This is a genomic window from Terrimonas sp. (genome assembly GCF_003075435.1).
Classification (GTDB): Bacteria; Bacteroidota; Bacteroidia; order Chitinophagales; family Chitinophagaceae; genus Agriterribacter.
This window is the reverse complement of sequence record NZ_QCZJ01000003.1, coordinates 77,792-100,241: the sequence shown is the minus strand read 5'-3', so window position 1 is coordinate 100,241 and position 22,450 is coordinate 77,792. Positions and strand designations below refer to the sequence as shown.

At 40.1% G+C, this 22,450-nt stretch carries 21 protein-coding genes; 16 read left to right on the top strand and 5 right to left on the bottom strand.

Going from position 1 to position 22,450, the window contains the following annotated elements:
- The 14 genes from DC498_RS05090 to DC498_RS05020 all read left to right on the top strand — a co-directional run bounded on the left by DC498_RS05090 (position 1) and on the right by DC498_RS05020 (position 16,378).
- Positions 1 to 855 (top strand): cell division protein FtsQ/DivIB, encoded by an 855-nt coding sequence (locus DC498_RS05090; protein WP_116873062.1) that lies wholly within the window; start codon positions 1 to 3, stop codon positions 853 to 855.
- Positions 848 to 2,215, top strand: coding sequence for a cell division protein FtsA (gene ftsA, locus DC498_RS05085; RefSeq protein WP_116873061.1), 1,368 nt, complete (start codon positions 848 to 850; stop codon positions 2,213 to 2,215). The genes DC498_RS05090 and ftsA overlap by 8 nt, the downstream gene beginning before the upstream one ends.
- Positions 2,216 to 2,352: 137 nt before the next feature.
- Positions 2,353 to 4,173, top strand: a complete 1,821-nt coding sequence (ftsZ, locus tag DC498_RS05080) for a cell division protein FtsZ (protein WP_116873060.1) — start codon at positions 2,353 to 2,355, stop codon at positions 4,171 to 4,173.
- Positions 4,174 to 4,273: 100 nt separating this feature from the next.
- Positions 4,274 to 5,191, top strand: a complete 918-nt coding sequence (locus tag DC498_RS05075; RefSeq protein ID WP_116873059.1) for a TIGR01777 family oxidoreductase — start codon at positions 4,274 to 4,276, stop codon at positions 5,189 to 5,191.
- A gap of 62 nt (positions 5,192 to 5,253) precedes the next feature.
- Positions 5,254 to 5,967, top strand: coding sequence for a head GIN domain-containing protein (locus DC498_RS05070; RefSeq protein ID WP_116873058.1), 714 nt, complete (start codon positions 5,254 to 5,256; stop codon positions 5,965 to 5,967).
- Positions 5,968 to 6,095: 128 nt separating this feature from the next.
- Positions 6,096 to 6,566 carry a low molecular weight protein-tyrosine-phosphatase gene (locus DC498_RS05065; protein ID WP_240627862.1) on the top strand — a complete coding sequence of 157 codons (471 nt, stop codon included), beginning with the start codon at positions 6,096 to 6,098 and terminating at the stop codon, positions 6,564 to 6,566.
- 50 nt (positions 6,567 to 6,616) lie between these two features.
- Positions 6,617 to 7,987, top strand: coding sequence for a histidine--tRNA ligase (gene hisS / locus DC498_RS05060; RefSeq protein WP_116873057.1), 1,371 nt, complete (start codon positions 6,617 to 6,619; stop codon positions 7,985 to 7,987).
- Positions 7,988 to 8,373: 386 nt separating this feature from the next.
- On the top strand, positions 8,374 to 8,733 hold the full coding sequence (locus DC498_RS05050) for a hypothetical protein (RefSeq protein ID WP_116873055.1): 360 nt from the start codon (positions 8,374 to 8,376) through the stop codon (positions 8,731 to 8,733).
- Between the two features lie 75 nt (positions 8,734 to 8,808).
- On the top strand, positions 8,809 to 9,096 hold the full coding sequence (locus DC498_RS05045) for a hypothetical protein (protein ID WP_116873054.1): 288 nt from the start codon (positions 8,809 to 8,811) through the stop codon (positions 9,094 to 9,096).
- 40 nt (positions 9,097 to 9,136) lie between these two features.
- Positions 9,137 to 11,623 carry a ligase-associated DNA damage response DEXH box helicase gene (locus tag DC498_RS05040; RefSeq protein ID WP_116873053.1) on the top strand — a complete coding sequence of 829 codons (2,487 nt, stop codon included), beginning with the start codon at positions 9,137 to 9,139 and terminating at the stop codon, positions 11,621 to 11,623.
- 343 nt (positions 11,624 to 11,966) lie between these two features.
- Entirely contained in the window at positions 11,967 to 12,866 is a 900-nt protein-coding gene (locus tag DC498_RS05035; protein WP_116873052.1) for a sugar phosphate isomerase/epimerase family protein, read from the top strand.
- A gap of 140 nt (positions 12,867 to 13,006) precedes the next feature.
- On the top strand, positions 13,007 to 14,329 hold the full coding sequence (locus DC498_RS05030) for an MATE family efflux transporter (RefSeq protein WP_206197531.1): 1,323 nt from the start codon (positions 13,007 to 13,009) through the stop codon (positions 14,327 to 14,329).
- Between the two features lie 69 nt (positions 14,330 to 14,398).
- The gene (locus tag DC498_RS05025; protein WP_116873051.1) at positions 14,399 to 15,409 is read left to right on the top strand and encodes a S66 peptidase family protein; all 1,011 of its coding nucleotides are present in this window, start codon (positions 14,399 to 14,401) and stop codon (positions 15,407 to 15,409) included.
- Between the two features lie 57 nt (positions 15,410 to 15,466).
- Positions 15,467 to 16,378 carry a S66 peptidase family protein gene (locus DC498_RS05020; RefSeq protein WP_116873050.1) on the top strand — a complete coding sequence of 304 codons (912 nt, stop codon included), beginning with the start codon at positions 15,467 to 15,469 and terminating at the stop codon, positions 16,376 to 16,378.
- 94 nt (positions 16,379 to 16,472) lie between these two features.
- Here the strand turns inward: DC498_RS05020 and DC498_RS05015 are convergent, their stop codons facing one another.
- From DC498_RS05015 to DC498_RS05005, 3 genes are all read right to left on the bottom strand, one after another.
- Positions 16,473 to 17,381, bottom strand: coding sequence for a DMT family transporter (locus DC498_RS05015; RefSeq protein ID WP_133176768.1), 909 nt, complete (start codon positions 17,379 to 17,381; stop codon positions 16,473 to 16,475).
- Between the two features lie 30 nt (positions 17,382 to 17,411).
- Positions 17,412 to 17,630 (bottom strand): hypothetical protein, encoded by a 219-nt coding sequence (locus tag DC498_RS05010; RefSeq protein WP_116873048.1) that lies wholly within the window; start codon positions 17,628 to 17,630, stop codon positions 17,412 to 17,414.
- Between the two features lie 107 nt (positions 17,631 to 17,737).
- Positions 17,738 to 18,166: a hypothetical protein gene (locus DC498_RS05005; RefSeq protein ID WP_240627860.1), complete on the bottom strand. Its 429-nt coding sequence runs from the start codon at positions 18,164 to 18,166 to the stop codon at positions 17,738 to 17,740.
- A 184-nt stretch (positions 18,167 to 18,350) separates the two neighbouring features.
- Between DC498_RS05005 and DC498_RS05000 the strand changes: the two genes are divergently transcribed.
- Positions 18,351 to 19,052, top strand: coding sequence for an outer membrane beta-barrel protein (locus tag DC498_RS05000; protein ID WP_165813757.1), 702 nt, complete (start codon positions 18,351 to 18,353; stop codon positions 19,050 to 19,052).
- A gap of 225 nt (positions 19,053 to 19,277) precedes the next feature.
- Positions 19,278 to 20,090, top strand: a complete 813-nt coding sequence (locus DC498_RS04995) for an ion transporter (RefSeq protein WP_240627858.1) — start codon at positions 19,278 to 19,280, stop codon at positions 20,088 to 20,090.
- Between the two features lie 171 nt (positions 20,091 to 20,261).
- Here DC498_RS04995 and DC498_RS04985 read toward each other — a convergent pair whose 3' ends face one another.
- On the bottom strand, positions 20,262 to 21,566 hold the full coding sequence (locus tag DC498_RS04985; protein ID WP_116873044.1) for a cryptochrome/photolyase family protein: 1,305 nt from the start codon (positions 21,564 to 21,566) through the stop codon (positions 20,262 to 20,264).
- A 35-nt stretch (positions 21,567 to 21,601) separates the two neighbouring features.
- Complete coding sequence (locus DC498_RS04980) at positions 21,602 to 22,447, bottom strand: aminotransferase class IV (protein ID WP_116873043.1); 846 nt, start codon at positions 22,445 to 22,447, stop codon at positions 21,602 to 21,604.
- Between the last annotated feature and the right edge of the window lie 3 nt (positions 22,448 to 22,450).

Here is a 22,450-nt window from a genome sequence, read left to right as displayed (position 1 = left end):
ATGAAACTGAACAGGAAAAAAATAGGACGGTTTATTGCAGCTACTTTATGGGTAGCGGCCGGCATATGCCTGGTGGTGTTTCTTATTGCTGCTATGCGAAAAAGAGATGATAAAACCTGTGCCGGAATAAATATTGATACCGGCGATGTAAAAAATAATCTTTTTGCCGACAAAAATGATATTACCGGAATGCTTACACACATGTCACCGGTAATAAAGGGAAAAGCAATCAAGGATTTTGATCTGCAGCAGATGGAAAAAACGCTTGAGCATAATATGTGGATAAAAGATGCTGAGCTCTTTTTCGACAATAATGAAATTTTGCAGGTTAAAATAAAAGAGCGTGAGCCGATGGCAAGGATATTTACTGCAGCAGGTAAAAGTTTTTACATAGATAAGGACTGGATGCGCCTGCCTTTAAGTACGAGGTTTTCTGCGCGTGTGCCGGTATTTACCAATTGCCCGCTAGACAAAACAAAATGGAACGCCGCAGATAGTACAGTGCTCAGCCAAATACAATCCATCAGCGAATTTTTAGAAAAAAACAGTTTCTGGACAGCACAGGTTGAACAGGTAAATTATTCGGATAAAAAACAATTTGAGCTGTATCCAAAAATTGGTGAGCATAAAATTGTATTAGGTAATGGCGCTGACCTTGATGTTAAATTCAGAAAGCTGTATATATTTTATAAAGAAGTGCTGGCAAAAACAGGATGGAATACCTATGCTTCTATTGATGTACAGTATAAAGGGCAGGTAGTAGCTATACGAAGAGATGCAAAAAAATCAGCAATAACATTAAACGATATAAATAATACCAACAATCCAACGCAACAAATCAACGACCATGAATAACGAACAACCCATTATAGTAGGACTTGATATAGGAACAACAAAAATTGCCGCTATAGCCGGCAGAAAAAACGAGTATGGCAAATTAGAGATACTTGGCTTCGGTCGTGCCAACAGCAATGGTGTGCAGCACGGCATGGTGCTGAATATTGATCAAACGATCAAAGCCATACAGGCAGCACTCGAAAATTGCTATGCTTCCAATCCTGATCTTGAGATCAATGAAGTATATGTGGGTATTGCAGGGCATCATATTAAAAGCCTGCAAACTCGTGGTGATATTGTTCGTCATAATACGGATGAAGAAATTTCCCAGGCGGAAATTGACCAGTTGGTATCCAATCAATACAAAACATATATACCGGCAGGCGACCAGATCATTGATGTGATACCGCAGGAGTTTACAGTAGATAATTTTCAAAACATTACCAACCCTATAGGATATAGCGGTGTAAAAGTTGGCGCTAATTTCCATATTATCACAGGCGACAGAAACGCGATAAGAAATATCAACAGGAGTGTTGAAAAATCGAGCCTGCAGGTTAAAGACCTCGTATTGCAGCCTTTAGCTTCAGCAGCGGCTGTTATGTGCGAGCAGGATCTTGAAGCTGGCGTTGTTATTGTAGATATTGGTGGTGGCACAACGGATATTGCTGTTTTTTATGAAGGCATTTTAAAACATACTGCTGTTATACCCTTTGGCGGAGAAAATATCACCAATGATATTAAAACAGGGTTGGGTGTTTTAAAAACACAGGCTGAACAAATGAAAGTGAAGTTTGGCAGCGCCCTGATGGATGAAGCGAGAAACAATGCCTATATCACTATCCCCGGATTACGCGGCATGACGCCTAAAGAAATCAGCGTACAGAACCTTGCAAAAATCATACAGGCAAGAATGAGTGAGATACTTGATTTTGTAACCTATCATTTAAACCAGGTAGGCATTGAAAAGAAAATGCTGAACGGAGGTATTGTGTTAACAGGAGGCGGTTCACAGTTAAAGCATTTAATTCAGTTAACAGAATATATCACAGGGTTGGATGCACGCATAGGTTTTCCTAATGAACACCTTGCTTCCGGTCATATAGATGAATTAACCAAACCAATGTATGCAACCTGTATTGGTTTAATTCTTAAAGGATATAATGTATATGAGAATACACTGGAAAAACCAAAGCTTTTAAAGTTCATAGCTAAGGAAATAAAAGAAGAAGAACCAGTGCCTGAAGCAGCAACAAAAGTGAAAGGCCTGGGTGAAGAGAAAACCAGAAAACGTAAAAGCCTGAAAGATTTTATGGATTCCATAAAAGGGGGGTTGATTGATTTGTTTAAAGAAGAAGGAGATCAGCAGTTGAAATAGCCTTTAGCTATCAGCAATCAGGTATCAGCTAATAGCTGAAAGCTGACTGCTGATAGCTCAACATACTTACAACCATTAATTCACAACATGCTTAGCAGCTTATATCATGCTGGTAAGAATAAAAATTAAGCGACAATATGATACACTTTGATTTGCCTAAAGAGAAGTCATCCATCATTAAAGTGATTGGAGTAGGCGGCGGCGGAAGCAACGCGGTAAACCACATGTTTAGCCAGGACATTGATGGCGTTAACTTCATCATCTGTAACACAGATGCCCAGGCACTTTCGCTGAGTAAGGTTCCTAATAAAGTGCAGCTTGGACCCATGCTTACACAAGGGCTTGGAGCAGGTGCCAATCCGGATATTGGCAGGCAGGCTACTGAAGAAAGCCTTGAAGAAATAAGGAGGATACTTGAAGTAAATACCAAGATGGCCTTTATTACAGCCGGCATGGGTGGAGGTACAGGTACCGGTGGTGCGCCTATACTTGCAAAAATCTGTAAAGACCTTGGCATACTCACCGTTGGTATTGTTACCACTCCGTTTGCTTACGAGGGCAAAAAAAGATTCGCGCAGGCACAGGAAGGCATTAATAAACTAAAGGATTATGTTGATACATTGCTGGTTATCAGCAACGACAAAATGCGTCATCAGTATGGCAACCTTACCATGCGTGCCGCGTTTGCCAAAGCCGATAATATACTTGCCACCGCTGCAAAGTGTATAACTGATGTGATCAACTCAACCGGACAGATAAATGTTGACTTTGCCGATGTATGCACAGTTATGCGTGATGGTGGTGTTGCCATACTGGGCAGCGCTTCTGCTGATGGAGAAAACAGGGCGCAAAAAGCCATACAGGATGCTATTAACTCTCCGTTGTTGAACGATAATGATATCCGTGGGGCAAAATGGATACTTATCAATATCAATTCTGCTGAAGGAGAATCAGAGTTTACGATGGACGAAGTGGATATTATTCAGAATTACCTGATCAGCCAGGCAGGAGAGCATACCAATGTAATACTCGGCCTTGGATATGATAATAGCCTTGACAACAAAATTGGTATAACATTAATAGCCACAGGCTTTGATCATAAAGATCCGTTTGCAAAAGAAGAAGTAAGAAAGCCTGAAGAAAAGAAGGCTCCGGAAAAAATCATACTTACGCTTGACGGGCAGGAAGTAAATAAGCAGGAAACGCCAAAAGTAGCGCTGGTAGAAGACCCGATGGCGCCTACCATTACAGAAGTTGCTGAGAATAAAAGTGTTCTGGATATAGTGAGCACATCTCCTGAAATTGATCGAAAAGAAGAGAAAGAAATATTGCATTTAGATATTTCTTCATTACCTTCAACCCCGCCTCCATCCATTGAAAAAGAAGCAAAAGAAATCACTTTGGATTTCTCGCCTAACCCGGCAACCCGTTTAGATATTAACACAACTTATATTAAAGAAGCTAGCACCACCCCGACGTCAGGTGGTTATTTGTCAAAGCCATCCAATATATATGCGGATGAACCTGTTAAAACAGATTCGGCTTTAAAAACCACGGATGACATTTCATCATCTCAAAGTAAAGAGGTTGCCGACGGGCAAACAAATGAAATGCAGATGGTGATAAAAGATTCCAATGCGGCGAACGAGCCCATCGTACCGACAACTCTAAGCGAAAGCTATTCTGTCGAGGAGCCTGCGATGCAGGACGAGGCAGAAGATCAAAAACGGAGAGCGGCAGAACGTATAAACAAGTTGCGCAATTTGTCTTACAATGCTGCGGATCCTAATAATGAGTTTGAAAATGTACCAGCTTATGTTCGCCGCAATTTTCAATTAAAAGATGCACTCGCATCAGTAGAAAAATTCTACAGTAATTATTCCGTAAAAAAAGATGAAAACGACCAAACCCAGATAAGTACTATCAATACTTTCCTGGATGGTAAACGCCCTGATTAATTTCAGGATGATATACAATGGGTGAAAGGAGCCTGCCCACTCCTTTCACCTGCTGCAAAGCAACCTGTGATATTAAATACTCACCAAATATCTTACCATCATGCCTACTATACTTATCGGCGGCGGATCGGGCTTAATCGGCCGCAAGCTTTCTAGCATGCTTTTGGAAAAAGGCTATGATGTTATTATTCTTTCCAGGAAAACAAAAACATCCTCCAACCCCAAACTTTCATACGCGCTGTGGAATACCGATAACCAGGCAATGGATATTAATGCCTTTGCAAAATCAGATTATATCATCAATCTTGCCGGCGAAGGGGTTGCCGACAAAAGATGGTCAAAAAAAAGAAAAAAAATTATTGAGGAGAGCAGGATTAAAAGTTGCGGGCTTATTGTGAACACACTTCGCAATAATGCCAATAAAATAAAAGCAGTAATCAATGCTTCAGCTATTGGCTGGTATGGTAAAGATGAAAACAATACAAGCCCTGCTTTTACCGAAGACGCCCCTCCTGCAAATGATTTTTTTGGAGAAACCTGCAGGAAATGGGAAGCGGCTATTGACCCGGTAACAGCGCTTGGAAAAAGGCTGGTGAAAATAAGGGTAGGCATGGTACTGAGCAAAGAAGCCGGCGCATTACAGGAGTTTGCAAAGCCACTCCGTTTTGGCTTTGCTGCTGTACTAGGCAATGGCAAACAAATACAGAGCTGGATACATATTGACGATCTATGCAGAATATTTATACATGCGCTGGAAAATGAATCACTGAGCGGAGCATATAATGCTGTGGCGCCAAGGCCTGTTGATAATAAAACTTTGGTAACCACCCTGGCAAAAAAGGTTAAAGGCTCTTTTTACATACCTGTATATATACCTTCATTCTTATTAAAACTTGCGGTCGGAGAATTGAGCGCTGAATTATTGAAAAGTATAACGGTAAGCAATACACGCATAAAGGATGCCGGTTTTCAATTTATATTTCCTTCTGCAGAAGCTGCTGTTAATGATCTTGTTTAAAATATTAGTTTGCTAACTTAGCTGATAGAAAATTTATTACAACACGCTGTAAATCTATTTTGATGAAACACATATTAGTATTACCGTTTCTATTATTACTGGTGCACTCCTGTATAAACCGGGAAACTGTTCATGGTAATGGTAATGAAACTACCGAATCTAGAAACCCCGGCTCATTCAAACGAATACAGTTGATGGGTTCCATGGATGTGGAGATAAAAAAAGGTGATGAACGTTCTGTTGAAATAAACGCAGAAGAGAACCTTCTCCCCTATATTGAAACAAAAGTGGAAGGTGATAAGCTTATTGTAAAATTCAGTGATGATGTAAATATTGATGCAGACAAAGATATTATTGTAAAAGTAACCACGCCGGCATTGACTGAAGCTTCGGTTATGGGTTCGGGTGATATCAGCGGAGATGGAAAATTTGAAAGTGATGATAAAATAGAGATCAATGTGCTGGGTTCCGGGAATGTAAAGATGGAATTAGATGCACCTGCCATAGAAGCAAAAGTTACAGGTTCAGGCGATATTGATATTGCGGGTAATACAAAAGATGCCACATACAACACAATGGGCAGCGGTAATATAAAAGCAAGCGACCTTAAAGCCGAAAATACTGAAGCCAAAACAATGGGTAGCGGCAACATCAGGGCTTTTGCCAGCGTTAAATTAAAAGCAACTATTATGGGCAGCGGAGATATATCATATAAAGGCGGTGGCGCGGTAACCTCTAACGTTCATGGCAGCGGCGCTGTTAAGACTATAGAATAACTTATTTATCGTTATGCAAAGTTTTCAGACTTCGCATCACTAAGTTCTCCGGAGACTTCGTCTTCTCCAAAGCTGGCAGGTTTTTAAAACCTGCCAGCTTTCTTTACCTTTGCCTCCATTTTTTTATTATGAAGATTTTAATGGTATGCCTCGGTAATATATGCAGGAGCCCGCTGGCAGAAGGTATAATGGAGCATAAAATACAGGAGTATCATCTTGACTGGCAGGTGGACAGCGCAGGCACAAATGGCTACCATGTTGGCGAAGCACCGCACAGACTATCACAAAAAGTTGCGGCTGTAAACGGTATAGATATCAGCAAACAAAGTGCAAGAGATTTTTCAGCCCGTGATTTTGAAAAATTCGATATTATCTATGCGATGGCAAAAGATGTGATTGATAAAATAAAATGGATTGCCGGCAAAAGCTTTGATGCAGGAAAAGTAAAACTATTAATGGATGAAGTATACCCCGGCAAAAAGGTAGATGTGCCTGATCCCTGGTATGGACCAGAGCCCGGCTACCATGAAGTATATAAAATGATTGATAAAGCCTGTGATAATATTATTAAAAAATACGCAGAGCAAAAAACAAAATGATCTCCCTTTATATTAAATAAATCATTCAGCATTATCAGAATAAACATATTATGAGTAAGCCCTCACTACCCCAAGGCACGCGGGATTTTGGACCTGATGTTGTACGCAAACGCAACTACATCATCAACACTATAAAAGTTGTATTTGAAGTATATGGATTTGAGCCGCTTGAAACACCTGCCATGGAAAATCTTGACACACTCATGGGTAAATATGGCGAGGAAGGAGATAAGCTTATTTTCAAAATCCTGAATAACGGGTTAAATGATCCTAAGAATATTGACAAAGCAAAACTGGCTTTTGAAAATGTGCTGCAGGGGAAGAATGATAAGCACTTAACCGAACGTGCATTAAAGTATGACCTCACTATACCTTTTGCAAGGTATGTTGCCATGAATCACGGGCAGCTGACGTTTCCGTTTAAACGCTACCAGGTGCAGCCGGTATGGCGCGCTGACCGCCCACAAAAAGGAAGATACCGTGAGTTTTACCAATGCGATGCGGATGTCGTGGGCAGTACATCTTTGCTGAATGAAATTGAACTCACCAATATTTACGACAGTGTATTTGCAACACTTGGTGTGGCAGTTGAGATAAAGATCAATAACCGTAAAGTTCTTGCAGCGCTTGCCGAAATATGTGGAGGCGCGGATAAAATCACGGATATAACCATTGCCATTGATAAGCTGGATAAAATAGGCATTGATAAAGTAAAAGAAGAACTCTTACAAAGAGGGCTTCAGCAAAACCAGGTTGACATCATTACACAATACCTTGATTTATCCGGCGATAATTTTGAGAAACTTGAAAAAATAAAAAACCTGCTTTCAGCCAGCGAAACAGGTATAAAAGGCATCGAAGAGCTAACATACATCATTAATCATCCCGCAGCTTCATCCCTCAAAAACAAACTGGTTATTGATTTTACCTTAGCAAGAGGATTAAATTATTATACCGGTACCATCTTTGAAATTAAAGCATTGGATGCTCAGATAGGCAGTATTGGCGGTGGGGGCAGATATGATGATCTCACCGGATTGTTCGGCGTGCCCAATGTACCCGGTGTTGGTATTTCATTTGGTGTAGACAGGATATATGATGTGCTGGAAGAATTAAAATTATTTCCGCGGGCTGTGCACAGCGGCACACAGGTGTTGTTTTTTAATTTGGGAGAAGCAGAGAGCAACAAGTCGTTTGAACTGATGCAGCAATTGCGCAGTAAAGCCATTTCCTGCCAGCTATACCACGAACAGGCAAAATTTGACAAGCAGTTTAGATACGCCGAAAAGAAAAATATTCCTTTCGTAGTGATGATCGGCAGCCGCGAACTGGAAAATAACGTCTGCAATATCAAAAAACTGGCAACAGGAGAACAGGTGAGCCTGCCATTAAGCGAATTAGGCGACTATTCATTTAGCTGATTTTCAACAGGAAGGCTTTGCGAATGAGCATCGACAACCCACAGCCCACAGCCGATAGCTGATACCTGATAGCTGCCTGCTGATACCAGACAGCTCTCTTTGTCATCCAATTGCAAGTTTACCAAATGCGTAAACCGGTTTTCCGCATTTCGATACTAAGGCGCTGCGCGGATGCCTATTTTTGTTGCATGATTTCGGACAAACGCTCCGGTAGTTCTTTAGAAGTGGAAAAATCCTTTAAAAATTTCGATCTCATTGGCCTTTCCGGTTTTTCTGTTGTAACCGGCAATAGTTTTACGGATGTGGCCGGCTATTTAAAATAGCATTATCTTCCAGTCGTTGCTTTCCCATCAATATGTTTAGTACTTTTAGCAAAATCATTAATAATGAAGCCGCTTACCGCAAACTATCTTAATGCAATTATATTAATAGCAGCAGGTATTTATGGTTATTTTTTGCTGCCGCTTGGCCCGGATGAAAAACGCTCAGCAACTGCATTAATTCCTGCATTCAGTGGTTTGCTGTTAGTGATACTCGGTTTTATATGGCCTTCAAAACAAAGATTAGCCGCTCATATTGCTTCAGTAGTTGTACTTATACTTTTGGTAATGTGTATTATGCGGTTTTTTAAAATTGAAGATTGGAATGCCAAGAAATATGTTTTCCTTATCTGCATCCTCAGTAATCTTATTACATTAATCATCTTTATCAGGAGTTTTGTTGCGGCGAGACTATTGAAGAAATAGCCTGAACGAAATTTTAAATTCGGTTTTGCGTTAGTTTATTATCATGTATTTTTTTAATGCGTGCTAAGCAAACTAATGGAAGAAAATTCAGTAAAAAAAGATTGGGTGAGAATCTTTTCTCCCGCTATTTTGGGAGTGATATTTTCCATTATTGGCATAATAATAAGCTATGCTGAACTCAACGGCTCAGGTGGTTGGAGTCTTTTAGGCATCATCGCCTTAGCACCTGTTGTTATCATACTATTGGCTGTGGATGTTTTTGTTAAGTTAATTTTTTTTAGATATAAGACAGCTATAATCTGGTTAGTTGAAATACTGGCTTTGGGTTCGGTATATCTTCTTTGGATATCCAGGTTTGGTTAGTAAATTTCTTTCTCTTATCTCCGTAATTTGCACCTCCTCCATGCAATTGCAAAAAACCATAGGGTATAAAATTATTTCAGAATGGCTGGCAAAGAAAAATTTTCGTGCCTTCGCTTTCCAGGAAGAAACATGGCAGCATATTATTAATGGCAAAAGCGGGCTTGTTAACGCGCCTACCGGTTTTGGAAAAACCTTTTCTGTTTTTCTCGGCGCTGTAATTGATTTTATTAATCATCATCCCAACAATTATCAAACACTCTCTTCTAATAAACTTCAGCTCATTTGGGTTACACCGCTGCGCGCACTGGCAAAAGATATTGGACGTGCTATGGAAGAAGTGATTTATGAATTAGGCATGCAATGGAAAGTGGGCATCAGGAATGGGGATACGGAAGTAAAGGAAAGACAGCGGCAAAAAAAATCCCCGCCCGAGATAATGATTATTACACCAGAAAGCATGCACCTGCTGCTTGCCCAAAAAGGGTATGCCGATTTTTTTGCCACACTTAAAATGATTGCTGTTGACGAATGGCATGAGTTGCTGGGAAGCAAACGTAGTGTGCAGGTTGAGCTTGCCATCAGCCGGTTAGTAACGATATCAAAAATACATAATCGTTCCCGGCTACAGGTGTGGGGCATTTCCGCAACCATAGGCAATCTTGAAGCAGCAGGAGAAGTACTGCTATCTTCTTTAGATGAAAATAAAAAAGCGGTTATTGTAAAAGCTGCGCTTAAAAAAAGTATTTCGGTTGAATCTATACTACCGGATGAAATTGAAAAATATCCCTGGGCAGGGCATCTTGGTATTAAGCTTGTTCAGAAAGTATTGCCCATAATAAATGAAAGCCGCACTACACTCATTTTTATTAACACAAGAGGAATGAGTGAAATATGGTACCAGGGTTTGCTTACTGCTGCACCTGATTTAGCAGGCGCAATTGCGCTGCATCATGGCAGTATAGAACCCGAACTGAGAACATGGGTGGAAGAGGCGCTGCACGCGGGTGTGCTGAAAGTCGTTGTTTGTACCGCAAGCCTTGATCTGGGTGTTGATTTTCGTCCGGTAGAAACCGTTATACAGGTAGGTTCACCTAAAGGGGTTGCCAGGTTTTTACAGAGAGCAGGGCGCAGCGGGCATCAGCCAGATGCGGTAAGTAAAATATATTTTCTGCCTACACATTCACTTGAACTGGTTGAAGCTTCTGCATTGAAAACCGCTATTGATAAAAAAATCATTGAAAGCAGGGAGCCAATGGTATTATGCTTTGATGTGCTGATACAATATCTCTGCACACTCGCTGTTTCCGACGGGTTTGAACCAGAGCAAATTTATAAGGAAGTATTATCAACACATTGCTATAAAAATATTACCCGGGATGAATGGTTACAGATATTGCAATTTATTACCGCTGGTGGCGTAGCGCTGAATCAATATGATGAATTTAAAAAAGTTGAAATTATTGATGGTATATACCGCATAACCAACAGGCGCATTGCTATGCGCCACCGCATGCATATCGGCACTATTGTGAGTGAAGCAATGCTGAAGGTAAAATTCATGTCGGGAGGATATGTAGGTGTAATTGAAGAATGGTTTATATCAAGGCTTGATCCAGGAGATACCTTTACCTTAGCAGGAAGAACACTGGAGCTTGTTGCGATAAAAGATATGATGGTACTGGTAAAAAAATCTTCTGCCAGGAAAGCGGTCGTACCAAGCTGGCAGGGTGGCAGGATGCCTTTATCTGCAAATCTTGGAGAAACATTACGGAACGAATTAAATAAAGCGGATACCACAAAAACAAAACAAAAAGAAATAGAAATATCCGCGTTGCAACCCTTATTTGCGTTGCAAAAGAAATTGTCGCATGTGCCCCGTAATAATGAGCTGCTGATAGAACATATACAAACCGATGATGGCTATCATTTATTTGTTTATCCGTTTGAGGGCAGGCTGGTGCACGAAGCGATGGCAGCGATACTTGCCTGGCGCATCAGCCAGGTAATGCCAATCACTTTTTCATTTGCTATGAATGATTATGGATTTGAATTACTGAGCGATCAGCCAATCCCTGTGGATGACAGCAATGTGTATGAATTATTTTCGCCGGGTAATCTTTTAAACGACATACAACGCAGTGTGAATGCCACAGAAATGGCCATGCGGAAATTCAGGGATATAGCAGTAATAGGCGGTTTGATTTTCCAGGGATTTCCGGGCGAGCAAAAGAAAGCAAGACACCTGCAATCTTCGGCGTCATTGCTTTTTAAGGTGTTTATGGAATATGATTCAGACAATGTATTAATACAACAGGCATTCAGGGAAGTGCTGGACCAGCAGATGGAAGAAGTAAGATTAAGAAATATGCTGGAACGTATTCAGCAGTCTTCCATTATTATTACTTTTCCTGACAACCTTACCCCGTTTTGCTTTCCTATTAAAGTAGATAGTATGCGGGAATCGCTTACGTCAGAGAAATTAGAAGACAGGATAAAGAAGATGCAAAGGCAACTGGGGGACGGATAGGAAAGAGATAAGACGTGAGAAGTGAATGTCGCGGCGGGGAGAAACCTGTAGGGCAATAGTATAAATGCTAACCATTAAGGCATGAAGGAAATTAAGAAACCCCTTAATACATCTTAACTTCTTAATGGTTTACAAAGCATACATTACGCTTCGATAAAAGCCGCGCAGCGATATACAGATGAACGTAATGCGACGCAACAGGAGCCTAATAGTATTACTGCGGCCGGTAACAAAACAGCATTAAGCATTTGATTAAAGCAAATGTAAAAACACCTGTTCAGGCACTAAAAAATATTTCTATACTTTTGCCAACTATTCAATTATTCACTATTAAAACTTACACATGAAATTGATTGCAGGCTTCCTGGTTTCTATGCTGGGTATTTTTGCTATTACTTCCTGCAACAGCAATTCATCTTCTGCAAATAATGCAGATAGTGCCGCTGTTGCTAATGCAGACGCTGCCACAAACGTGGGCACCACTGCCGGTTTTAAACTGGGTGTTCAGATGTGGACATTCAGGATGTTTCCTGTTGCTGATGCCTTAAATAAAGTAGACAGCGCGGGCATTAAGCATATTGAAGCTTTCTGGGGACAAAAACTTGGCGGCGATATGAAGGGCGAATTTGGTATTAATATGTCTGCCGAAGACAAAGAAAAACTGAAAAAACTTTTGCAATCAAAGGGTATTGACATTGTGGCAATGGGCGTTATCTCTCCCGGCACTAAAGAAGAATGGATTAAGGCTTTTGATCTTGCAAAAGAGTTTGGTTTAAAATATATTACTGCCGAACCTAAAAAGGAATTCTGGGATTTGATTGACAACCTGGGTGGCGCATCAGGAATAAAGATCGCTATTCATGATCACCCAAAACCCAATGCGTATGAGCATCCTGATTCAGTGCTTGCCGCTATACAGGGGCATCCGAATATTGGCGCATGCGCAGATATTGGTCACTGGGCACGTAATGGATTGGACCCTGTAGAATGTCTTAAAAAACTGGAAGGACATGTATATGGCGGACATCTGAAAGATATTGTAAAGTTTGATGATCCTAAAGCTGCGGATACAGTAGTAAGCAAGGGTGTAATTAATATACCTGCAGTACTTGCCGAACTGAAAAGGCAAAGTTTTGATGGCATGTTATCTATAGAACATGAATCTAACTGGTATAATAATTTGCCTGATGTGACATTTACAAGAGAATATTATGATGCGGAGGTAGGTAAGCTGAATAAGTAGAGAGAGCAATGGGCAATGGTGAATAGTGAATGAGCGCACAACTTATAACCAGAAACCCGAAACTTAAAACCAGAAACCTAAAAAGCTGATGTCCGGAGCGGTTTAAAGCTGCTTCGGATATCTTTTTATATAAACGATTTATGCTGCGCAAAGAAGCAGGCAAAACACTCAGGCTCGCCTTCCCTATCATTATTGGGGAACTGGCACAAATGGCATTGCACATTATTGACGCCGCAATGGTTGGAGCTATCAGCTATAAGCAACTTGCCGCTTCGGCATTGGTAATTAGTGCAATGAATATTCCTTTTGTATTAGGTATAGGAATGACGATTTCCGTATCTCAAATGGTATCAATGGCGCATGGTAAACGCGACGGGCAACTGGTATCTCATTATTTTTTCAACGGGTTTGTGCTTTGCACGGTAACCGCCCTGCTTATATCTCTTTCGCTGGTTTTTGGCAAAGGAATATTGACCCATCTCGGGCAGGACGTTGAAGTGGCGCAACTGGCATTACCTTTTATGCAATTGATGTCTCTGTCTATTATTCCGATGTTGTTGTTTATGACGCTTAAACAATTTACAGATGGATTGGAATATACCAGGACGGCAATGCTGTTATCCATATGCGGAATGCCTGTTAATATTTTCCTGAACTGGCTGCTTATTTACGGAAACCTTGGTTTTCCCCGGCTTGAATTAAGAGGTGCGGGATGGGCTACGTTAATTACCCGATCGCTGATGTTTATTGCACTTGCTTTGGTTGTTGCAAAGCACAGAACGTTTAGCCGCTATATGGCAGTAAAAAGTACTCAATGGAAGCTGAAATGGAAAACAATAAAGGAATTGCTGCATATTGGTGTGCCAAGTAGCTTACAAATAGGTATGGAAGCCGGCGCTTTTGCTGTATCAGGCATCATCATTGGCACTATTGGCGCGGTTGCACAGGCTGCCCACCAGATTGCTTTAAGTTGCGCTTCATTTACATTTATGGTCTCGATGGGATTAGCGCAGGCGGGTTCCATAAGGGTAAGCAATGCCTTTGGCAGAAAAGATCGTGTAATGATAAACGTTATAGGCAGAAGCACGTTGATCACAGCCTTATTTTACGGTATTTTTTGTGCAATAATCTTTTCCATCTTCAGATACCATCTTCCTGTTTTCTTTAATAAAAATGAAACTGTGATCCATCTCGCCGCGCTCCTGTTATTATACGCAGCTATATTCCAGATATCAGACAGTACACAGGCTATAGGCGCAGGGTTATTACGGGGAATTAAAGATGTGAAAGTACCCACTATGCTGGTAGTAATTGCCTACTGGATTGTTGGCATACCGGTAGGATACCTGTTTGCTTTCAAGTTTAATATGGGCGCGCCGGGTATATGGCTGGGATTGATCACAGGATTAACACTGGCGTCTGTATTTTTAGTGATAAGGTTTCTGAGAATGTCAAAAATATAGTAGTTACATATCTCTTTAATTAACACATCAAACCGTCAGTTTAATCACTATTTTCTTTTACTTTGAAACATGAACAGGAAAAATTTTCTTTCTCTTTTTACTGCAGGCATTAGCTTACCGGGCATTGTAAGCGCGGCTGAATTTCCTGAACCATCAATGATTGTTCCTCCTGCATTAAAACCAGGAGATACGATTGGCATTATTTCGCCGGCAGGGTATATAACAGAAACCGAATTGCAGCCTGCAGTTAAAAAAATGCAGGAATGGGGATTTAAAATACGCCCGGGAAAAACCATAGGTAAACGAGATTTCAGCTTTGGTGGCACTGACGCGGAACGAACTGCTGACTTTCAGCAAATGCTGGATGATAGTTCCATCAAAGCTATAATGTGTGCAAGGGGTGGCTACGGTGTTGTAAGAATTATTGACAATATAGATTTTTCAAAATTTCACCTGAAGCCGAAGTGGATCATTGGGTTTAGTGATATAACCGTTATTCATGCACATATCAACAGCAATTATAAGGCAGCTTCCATTCATTCAAAAATGTGTAACAGCTTTCCTGAAGACTGGACTAAAGCAGAGCCTTCTCAAATAGAAACCATACAATCCATAAAAGATGCGCTGACAGGCGTTAAGATGAAATACCGGTTGCCTGCTAATGAAAAAAACAGGAAAGGCATTACCGAAGGCACTTTGATTGGAGGCAACCTGAAAACCCTGGAAACATTAGCCGGAACAAAATCAGAAATTAAATCCGCGGGTAAAATTTTGTTTGTAGAAGATACCGGGGAATATTTATACAGCATTGATCGTATGTTCTGGAACCTGAAACGTACCAATAAATTATCTCAGCTTAAAGGACTTATTATAGGAGGGTTTAAAATAAAGCCTGATGATCCGGGAGAAGAATTTGGCAGAACATTATATGATATTGTTTGGGAAAAAGTAAAGGAGTATAATTATCCTGTTTGTTTTGATTTTCCCGTAGGGCATCAAAAAAATAATTTCGCATTAAAATGCGGTGTAATGCACCGGTTGAGCGTAATAGCGGATAAAGTGGAACTGGTGGAGATTTAAGCTATCAGCAGTGAGCTGTGAGCCCGAAACGCGCAACTTGAAACCAATTCAACAACAATGACTAAAATTCCTGCATATCTAAAAAAAGGAGATACCATAGGTATTACCTGCCCGGCTGGCTTTATGACTTTAGAGCGGATTGCGGTTTGTGTAAAAACCCTGGAACAATGGGGTTACAAAGTAAAAGTTGGCAGCACTTTATTCAGCACATCTGAAAACTATTTTTCCGGCTCAGATGCAGAAAGGCTTGCCGACTTTCAGCGAATGCTGGATGATGATAATATTAATGCTATTCTCTGCGGCCGCGGCGGATATGGAACAGGCAGGATTATCGAAGAAATTGATTTTAAAAAATTCAGGAAAAAACCAAAATGGATCATCGGCTTTAGCGATATTACCATTTTGCATACGCATATTTTCAGCAACTATAATACGGCAACATTGCATGCATCAATGGCTGCAGCTTTTGCAGATGCAGGCGTGAAAAGCAAAGCCATTCAATCGCTCAAAGCGGCATTAACAGGTAAACCTGCGAAATATTCAATTTCATCATCGGTTTATAATAAACCTGGCGAGGCAAGTGGCACTTTAATCGGCGGAAACCTCGCACTGCTGGCTCATGTAGTGGGCTCATCATCTGATGTCAATACAAAAAATAAAATACTTTTTATTGAAGATACCGGTGAGTATTTGTATAACATTGACCGCATGCTTTATCAATTAAAACGCAGCGGAAAGTTAAAATACCTTGCAGGGCTGGTAGTTGGCGGCTTTACTGATATGAAGGACACGCAGCGCCCATTTGGTAAAAATATATATGACATAGTGAGTGAAATAATACAGGAATATAACTATCCTGTTTGCTTTGATTTTCCTGTAAGTCACGATAAAGAAAACTACGCATTGAAAACAGGCGTGAAATGGAATTTAAAAATATCAGGTAAAAAAACAGTACTTAAGGAGATATAATATTGAGGAAAACCAAATTACAATTATCTGTCTATTTGAAAAGTATATAGACCCTACTCCAGCATATTTTATCAATAACCAGGTCTACCGTTATTTATTTCCTGAACATCTTCCAGTTAGCCAATAATATACCGCTGAAAACCAGCACCATGCCTACCACATGCACCCATGTAAAGGCCTCATGTAAAATCAATGCGGCTTCAATACTGCTGAATATTATAAGCAGGTTACCAAAAATTGCCGTTCTTCCGGCGCCTAATTTTTCAATAGCGCTGTTCCATAATAAATAGGAAATCACTGAAGATCCAACGCCAAGAAACAAAATGATATATACCAGGTTAGCGCTCCATTGCACAGGTGGCGCGTGCAGCACATCCCATATATAAAATGGTATAAGTAAAATTGTGCCCACGCTGAAAATAATACCGAGAAAACTGTTGGCAGAAATGCCGGGAGGCTTTTTCCGGGTTAAGATATTATATACCGCAAAACAGGCTGCCCCCAGTAATACCCATTTATCCCCGGTGCCGAAATGAAAGTTTACCAGGTTATGCCAATCGCCCCGGCTCAATAAGAATAAAACACCGGCTACGCAAAGCAGCACTCCTGCAAACTTCAACAAACCAATTTCTTCTTTCAAAAATATACGTGCAAGTATTATGGCAATAATAGGCGATGACGTTGTGCCGATCAAAGCAAGGTTAATAGCTGTGGTATAATGACCGCCTATATATACAAATGTGTTGAAAAGAGTTATGCCAAACAACGCCGTCCAGAAAAGATACTTCCATGAGGCAATGATGACAGTCCTTTCTTCATATATTTTTTTAAAAGAAAACGGCAAGATACAAACCGCCGCACACAACCACCTGAAAAAGGCAAGACTGAAAGGCTGGATATCATGTATTACTGCCCTGGCAACAATAAAATTTCCCGACCATATCATTACAGCTAGTAATGCCAAACCTGCTCCTGCTAACTGACTTTTTCCGGATGTGCTCATATTTGCGAGGGCAAATATAGCATTGCGCAATTACTTTGCAGTATCTGCCGGCCTGGGCGCTCCTTTCCTGTAAGAAGTAGTATCTGTTGACGGATATAAAGTATCCTTAGGTTTTGAAGAATCGTTTTTCATTACCATATCAGCACTATCAGTAACAGCAGCATTTTCCTTAATATACTTATCAGATGAAGTATTACCGCTACACGATACAAATATTATTACTGCAGCGGCGCCCAATAACTTTTTCATACAAATACTTTTTTATAGGGCAACAATAATGCTGCCATTAAACATCTGTGCAGTATGAACTATATCAATGGGGAAGAATTAACACAATGCGGACAATATCCGCACTCCTACTTCAGCAATTTGCCGAAACGCTGTAAATCAGCCATCTCCGAGGCATTCAGCATTTCATTATTATCATACTTGGCTTTTAAAAACAACACCATTTTATGTTGGGGATATTTTGCCAGTATAGCATCAATCATTTTACCGGCAGCTTCATCTTTGGTATACAGTGGCGTTGGTTTTGGTGGAGCGGATTTAAACCTTGTCGGCTTCTTTTTAATAATAGCCTCAAGCGTAGTTAATTTACTTTCCGGTATAGTGTCAACCCTGGATGCTTTGTGAAATAAACCTTCCAGCTGTTTTTTGCTTAAGCTGCCGCGTTCTTCATATTGAAATGCCAGGCTTTTTATGAACGTGGAATCCGGCCGTGCGTTAAGCACAGCTTTGAGTATATCATTAACAATATCAACATCCGGTTTTTTTCTTTGCAGCATAATAATTCAATTACCAAATCTCTTATTTTTTTAGAAATATGGCTTATATTTTTCTGTTGGGCATCCATCAAAAACAATATTATCTCAAATGCTGATCAACAATAACTTTAAGAACTCTTTAATAAAATAAAATATCCTCATTCAGATGGCATATTATCTTTGCTGCCACAAAACAAGACCCATTATGATTAAGAAAAAATTCGTGCTTTCTATTATTTTATTCACGGCCTTCACTGGTGTATTTGCACAAAATGGAGATAATAAGCTGGTCAGATTAGGTATCCGTGCAGGAGCCGGGCTTCAAACCATTTATGGTGAAGCTTTTAACGGTGATAAATTAAATAATGATTTCAGGGTTGGCTATCATGCAGGAATAACTGCTGATTTGCTGGTTACACCTGCCTTTTATCTTCAGCCTGCGTTAATATATTCAGTAAAAGGAGCTAAAAGAAGTGCTGCCGGCACTGATGTTACTGAAAACATTTCATACATAGAATTGCCGGTGAACCTCCTTCTTAAACCAGGATTGGGGAATGGCAGATTATTACTCGGCGCAGGGCCATATATTGCTTATGGCATAAATGGTTTTCAAAAGTCGGAATCCGAAAACGCTTCTGCTAAACTGAATGCAAAATTTAAAAATACTATTACTGCGGATGATATTTCAGCAGCAGATGTTTTTAATAATAATTATTATTTTTTAAAGCCTTTTGATTTTGGCGCGAATGTATTGGCAGGATATGAATTTAATGCCGGGTTTAATATACAGGTAAACGGGCAGTTTGGATTAACCAATATGCAGCCGAAAATAGAAGGCGTTACAACCGCTAATAAAGCAAATGCAAAACATCTTGGTTTTGGCATTTCATTGGGATATAAATTTTAAAAGCAAACAACTATGTAAACAGGAAAGGTTGCGTTGATTAACGCAACCTTTCCTGTTTATTGCCGGAACAAAACCACGCTTATATTATCAATACGGTTATCTGCACAGTATAAATGTATTTTCATAACTTGTTATTCATTAAAAAATAACAGCGAAGATTGCTCAATGTCTCTTTTTAATCTTATACCAGATAAGCACGATGTGCTGCAAGACCAAAATGCCCCCGTGGAAAAGAATAGCTTCAGGCATTGGTTATATGTTACTATTTTTCAAAACAGCACTTTTGCAGGTAAAATTTTTGATATTGCGCTTATCGTTCTCATTCTTACGAATGTTATATTATTAATGCTCGAAAGTGTAGAGACTGTTGCCGGTTCTTATGCCGGAGTTTTTCACATGCTCGATTATGTTTTCATGGTATTGTTTACCATTGAATATATACTAAGGCTTTACTGCGTACGTAGCGCTAAAATGTATGCCAAAAGCTTTTATGGAATTATTGATCTGCTGGCTATTTTACCTTCATACCTTGAATTTGCTTTCCCGGCCTGGCATATGCTGATGATTGTGCGGTCTTTCCGCCTGCTGCGAATATTCAGAATATTCAGGATGGTGCGTTTTTTAGATGAGAGCAGGTATATGATTTTTGCGCTGCTGCGCAGCTTCAATAAGATCATGGTGTTTCTTATTTTCATCCTCCTGCTTACCATTTTTCTTGGTTCGCTGATGTATGTATTAGAGTACAAACATAACCCCGGTTTTCATAGTATTCCCCAAAGTATTTACTGGGCTATAGTTACCATTACTACTGTTGGCTATGGCGATGTTGCACCGGTAACAGCTTTGGGAAAAATCATAGCCTCTTTTATAATGATCTTAGGTTATGCAATTATAGCTGTGCCTACAGGCATCATGTCTGCATCACTGGTTTCCAAATACAGGGATGCTGACAACGACGACAGAATTTGTTCTAATTGTAATAATAAAGACCATGCCGCAGATGCGCGTTATTGTAAAAAATGCGGACATGAGCTATAGTGATAAAATTGAATAGGTTACAATTTGTTGTATTTTAAAACAATTTACACAACGCCTATTTATCTTCGTATTGATAGAATATTCCCCCATCCAGCGCTGTCCACAAAGAAGCTCGTTGACCGCATGCTTTTAAAGCATTATTTGCCCAGATATTGCACAATCTTTCCGGGGTCAACCTCTCTTCAACGCTTCAGCGTATACCTGCAAACACCGCTTTCTCGCAAATTCATGATCAACTACAGGTTGGGAATAAGTAAGTTCCTCAAATTCAGGAACCCATCTGCGGATATATATCAAAGCAGGATCAAATTTTTTTGCCTGCAGGTAAGGGTTGAATACCCTGAAATACGGTGCTGCATCACAGCCTGTACCCGCAGCCCACTGCCATCCACCATTGTTGGCAGCAAGATCATAGTCCAGTAATTTCTTTGCAAAATATGCTTCTCCCCAACGCCAGTCAATCAACAAATGCTTTGTAAGAAATGAGGCAACGATCATGCGTACCCGGTTATGCATATAGCCAGTTTCATTCAATTCACGCATACCGGCATCTACAATAGGATACCCGGTATTACCTGTGCACCAGGCTTCAAATTCCTTTTCATTATTGCGCCATTTTATTTTATCATACCCGGGCTTAAATGATTGATATACCACCTGCGGAAAATGCCAGAGTATGCATTGATAAAACTCCCGCCATATCAATTCATTCAAAAACATGTCACTGCTTTCTAATGCCCGGCTGACGAGTTTACGGATACTTACAGTGCCAAACCTGAGATGAACACTCAATCTTGACGTTCCTTGCAGGGCAGGAAAATCTCTTTCCTTTTCATAAGACTCTAATTTTTTTGTATCAATATTTTTAGACGGAAAAACAGCCGCTGTTTCGTAAAACCCTATTTGCCCGAGAGCCGGCACAGGCTTTGAGCTTTGTTTGTAAAAATTGCTGAAAAATTGCTCAACGGGGTAGCTTTTTATATAAACTTCTTTCAGCAGAGATTTCCACTTTCTTGAATATGGCGTAAAAACGGTGTAAGGTTCACCGTTATCTTTTACCGCTTCATCTTTTTCAAAAATTACCTGGTCCTTATATGTGTGGAAAGAAATATTGTTTTCATGCAAAATAGCCTTCACTCTTTCATCCCTTGCTACAGCATAGGGTTCATAGTCATGGTTTGCAAATACATTCTCAATAGTATATTCCCTCAGCAGTGCTGAAAATATATTTTCCGGCAAACCATAGCGCACATCAAGTGTAGCTTCAAGCTTTATGAGCTGCTGTTGTATGCCTGTAAGCGCATTATGTATAAATGTAACCCTGCTGTCATGCTTGTCTTCCAGTTCATCCAGTATGGCGGCATCAAAAATAAAAACAGGAATAACGGGGTTTATATCTTTCAATGCATAATATAAACCGGTATTATCAGTTAAACGGAGATCACGCCGGAACCAGAAAATATTTACAGGCTGCATTAAAGAATTATTTACTGAAACAGGTAAACCATAAACTATGCCTGCCTCTCCTGCCAGAACTGCTGTATACTTTTGGTAAGTTTTGAAGTATATGTTTTATCCCTGAATTTCTTTACAAAACGTACACCCCGTACAGCATTGGTGAGAAACACTTCATCCGCATTAAGCAAATCATCCACGGTTAAAGGCTTTTCCTGTACATTGAACCCATGGAGCGGCAGCTTCTGAAGTAAAAATCTGCGTACCACACCGGCAACACAGCCTTCACTTAATGGTGGTGTATGTACTTCATCATTCTTTATTATAAATACATTAGCAATTGTAGCATCAGCAATACGCCCATATTGGTTAAGCACAATACAGTCGCCCAATTTGTTTTGTTTGGCATGTACTGCGGCCATCAGGTAAGGCAGAAAATTATTAGATTTTATTTCAGAAAACACATTGCAGGGTTTGGTAGCTTCTTCATATATATCAACCGTAATGCCGCCTGGTTGTTCCTTAAGATGAGGTAATTTTTGCAACGCAATACTTTGTATTATATAATTGGGGCGCATATCTTCAAGGTCATATAATCCACCGTCGCTCCTGAAAACCACCAGGCGGATTACAGCATCTTCCATGCGGTTTTTTTTACAAAGAGAAATAATATCACTCTCCAGGTGTGCAGAGGTGAAAAAATCCGGAATGTCAAACTTTAATAGTTCCATTCCTTTCAGCAATCTTTCAAAATGAAATTTTTTAAGAATGATGCTATTACTTATAACGCGCATCGTTTCAAATAATCCATCTCCATACCTGAAGGACCTGTTGTCGGGGGATATTACCGGTTTTCCTTCTCTAAAAAGCTGACCATTATGTACAAAGTAACCGCCGGGCATAAT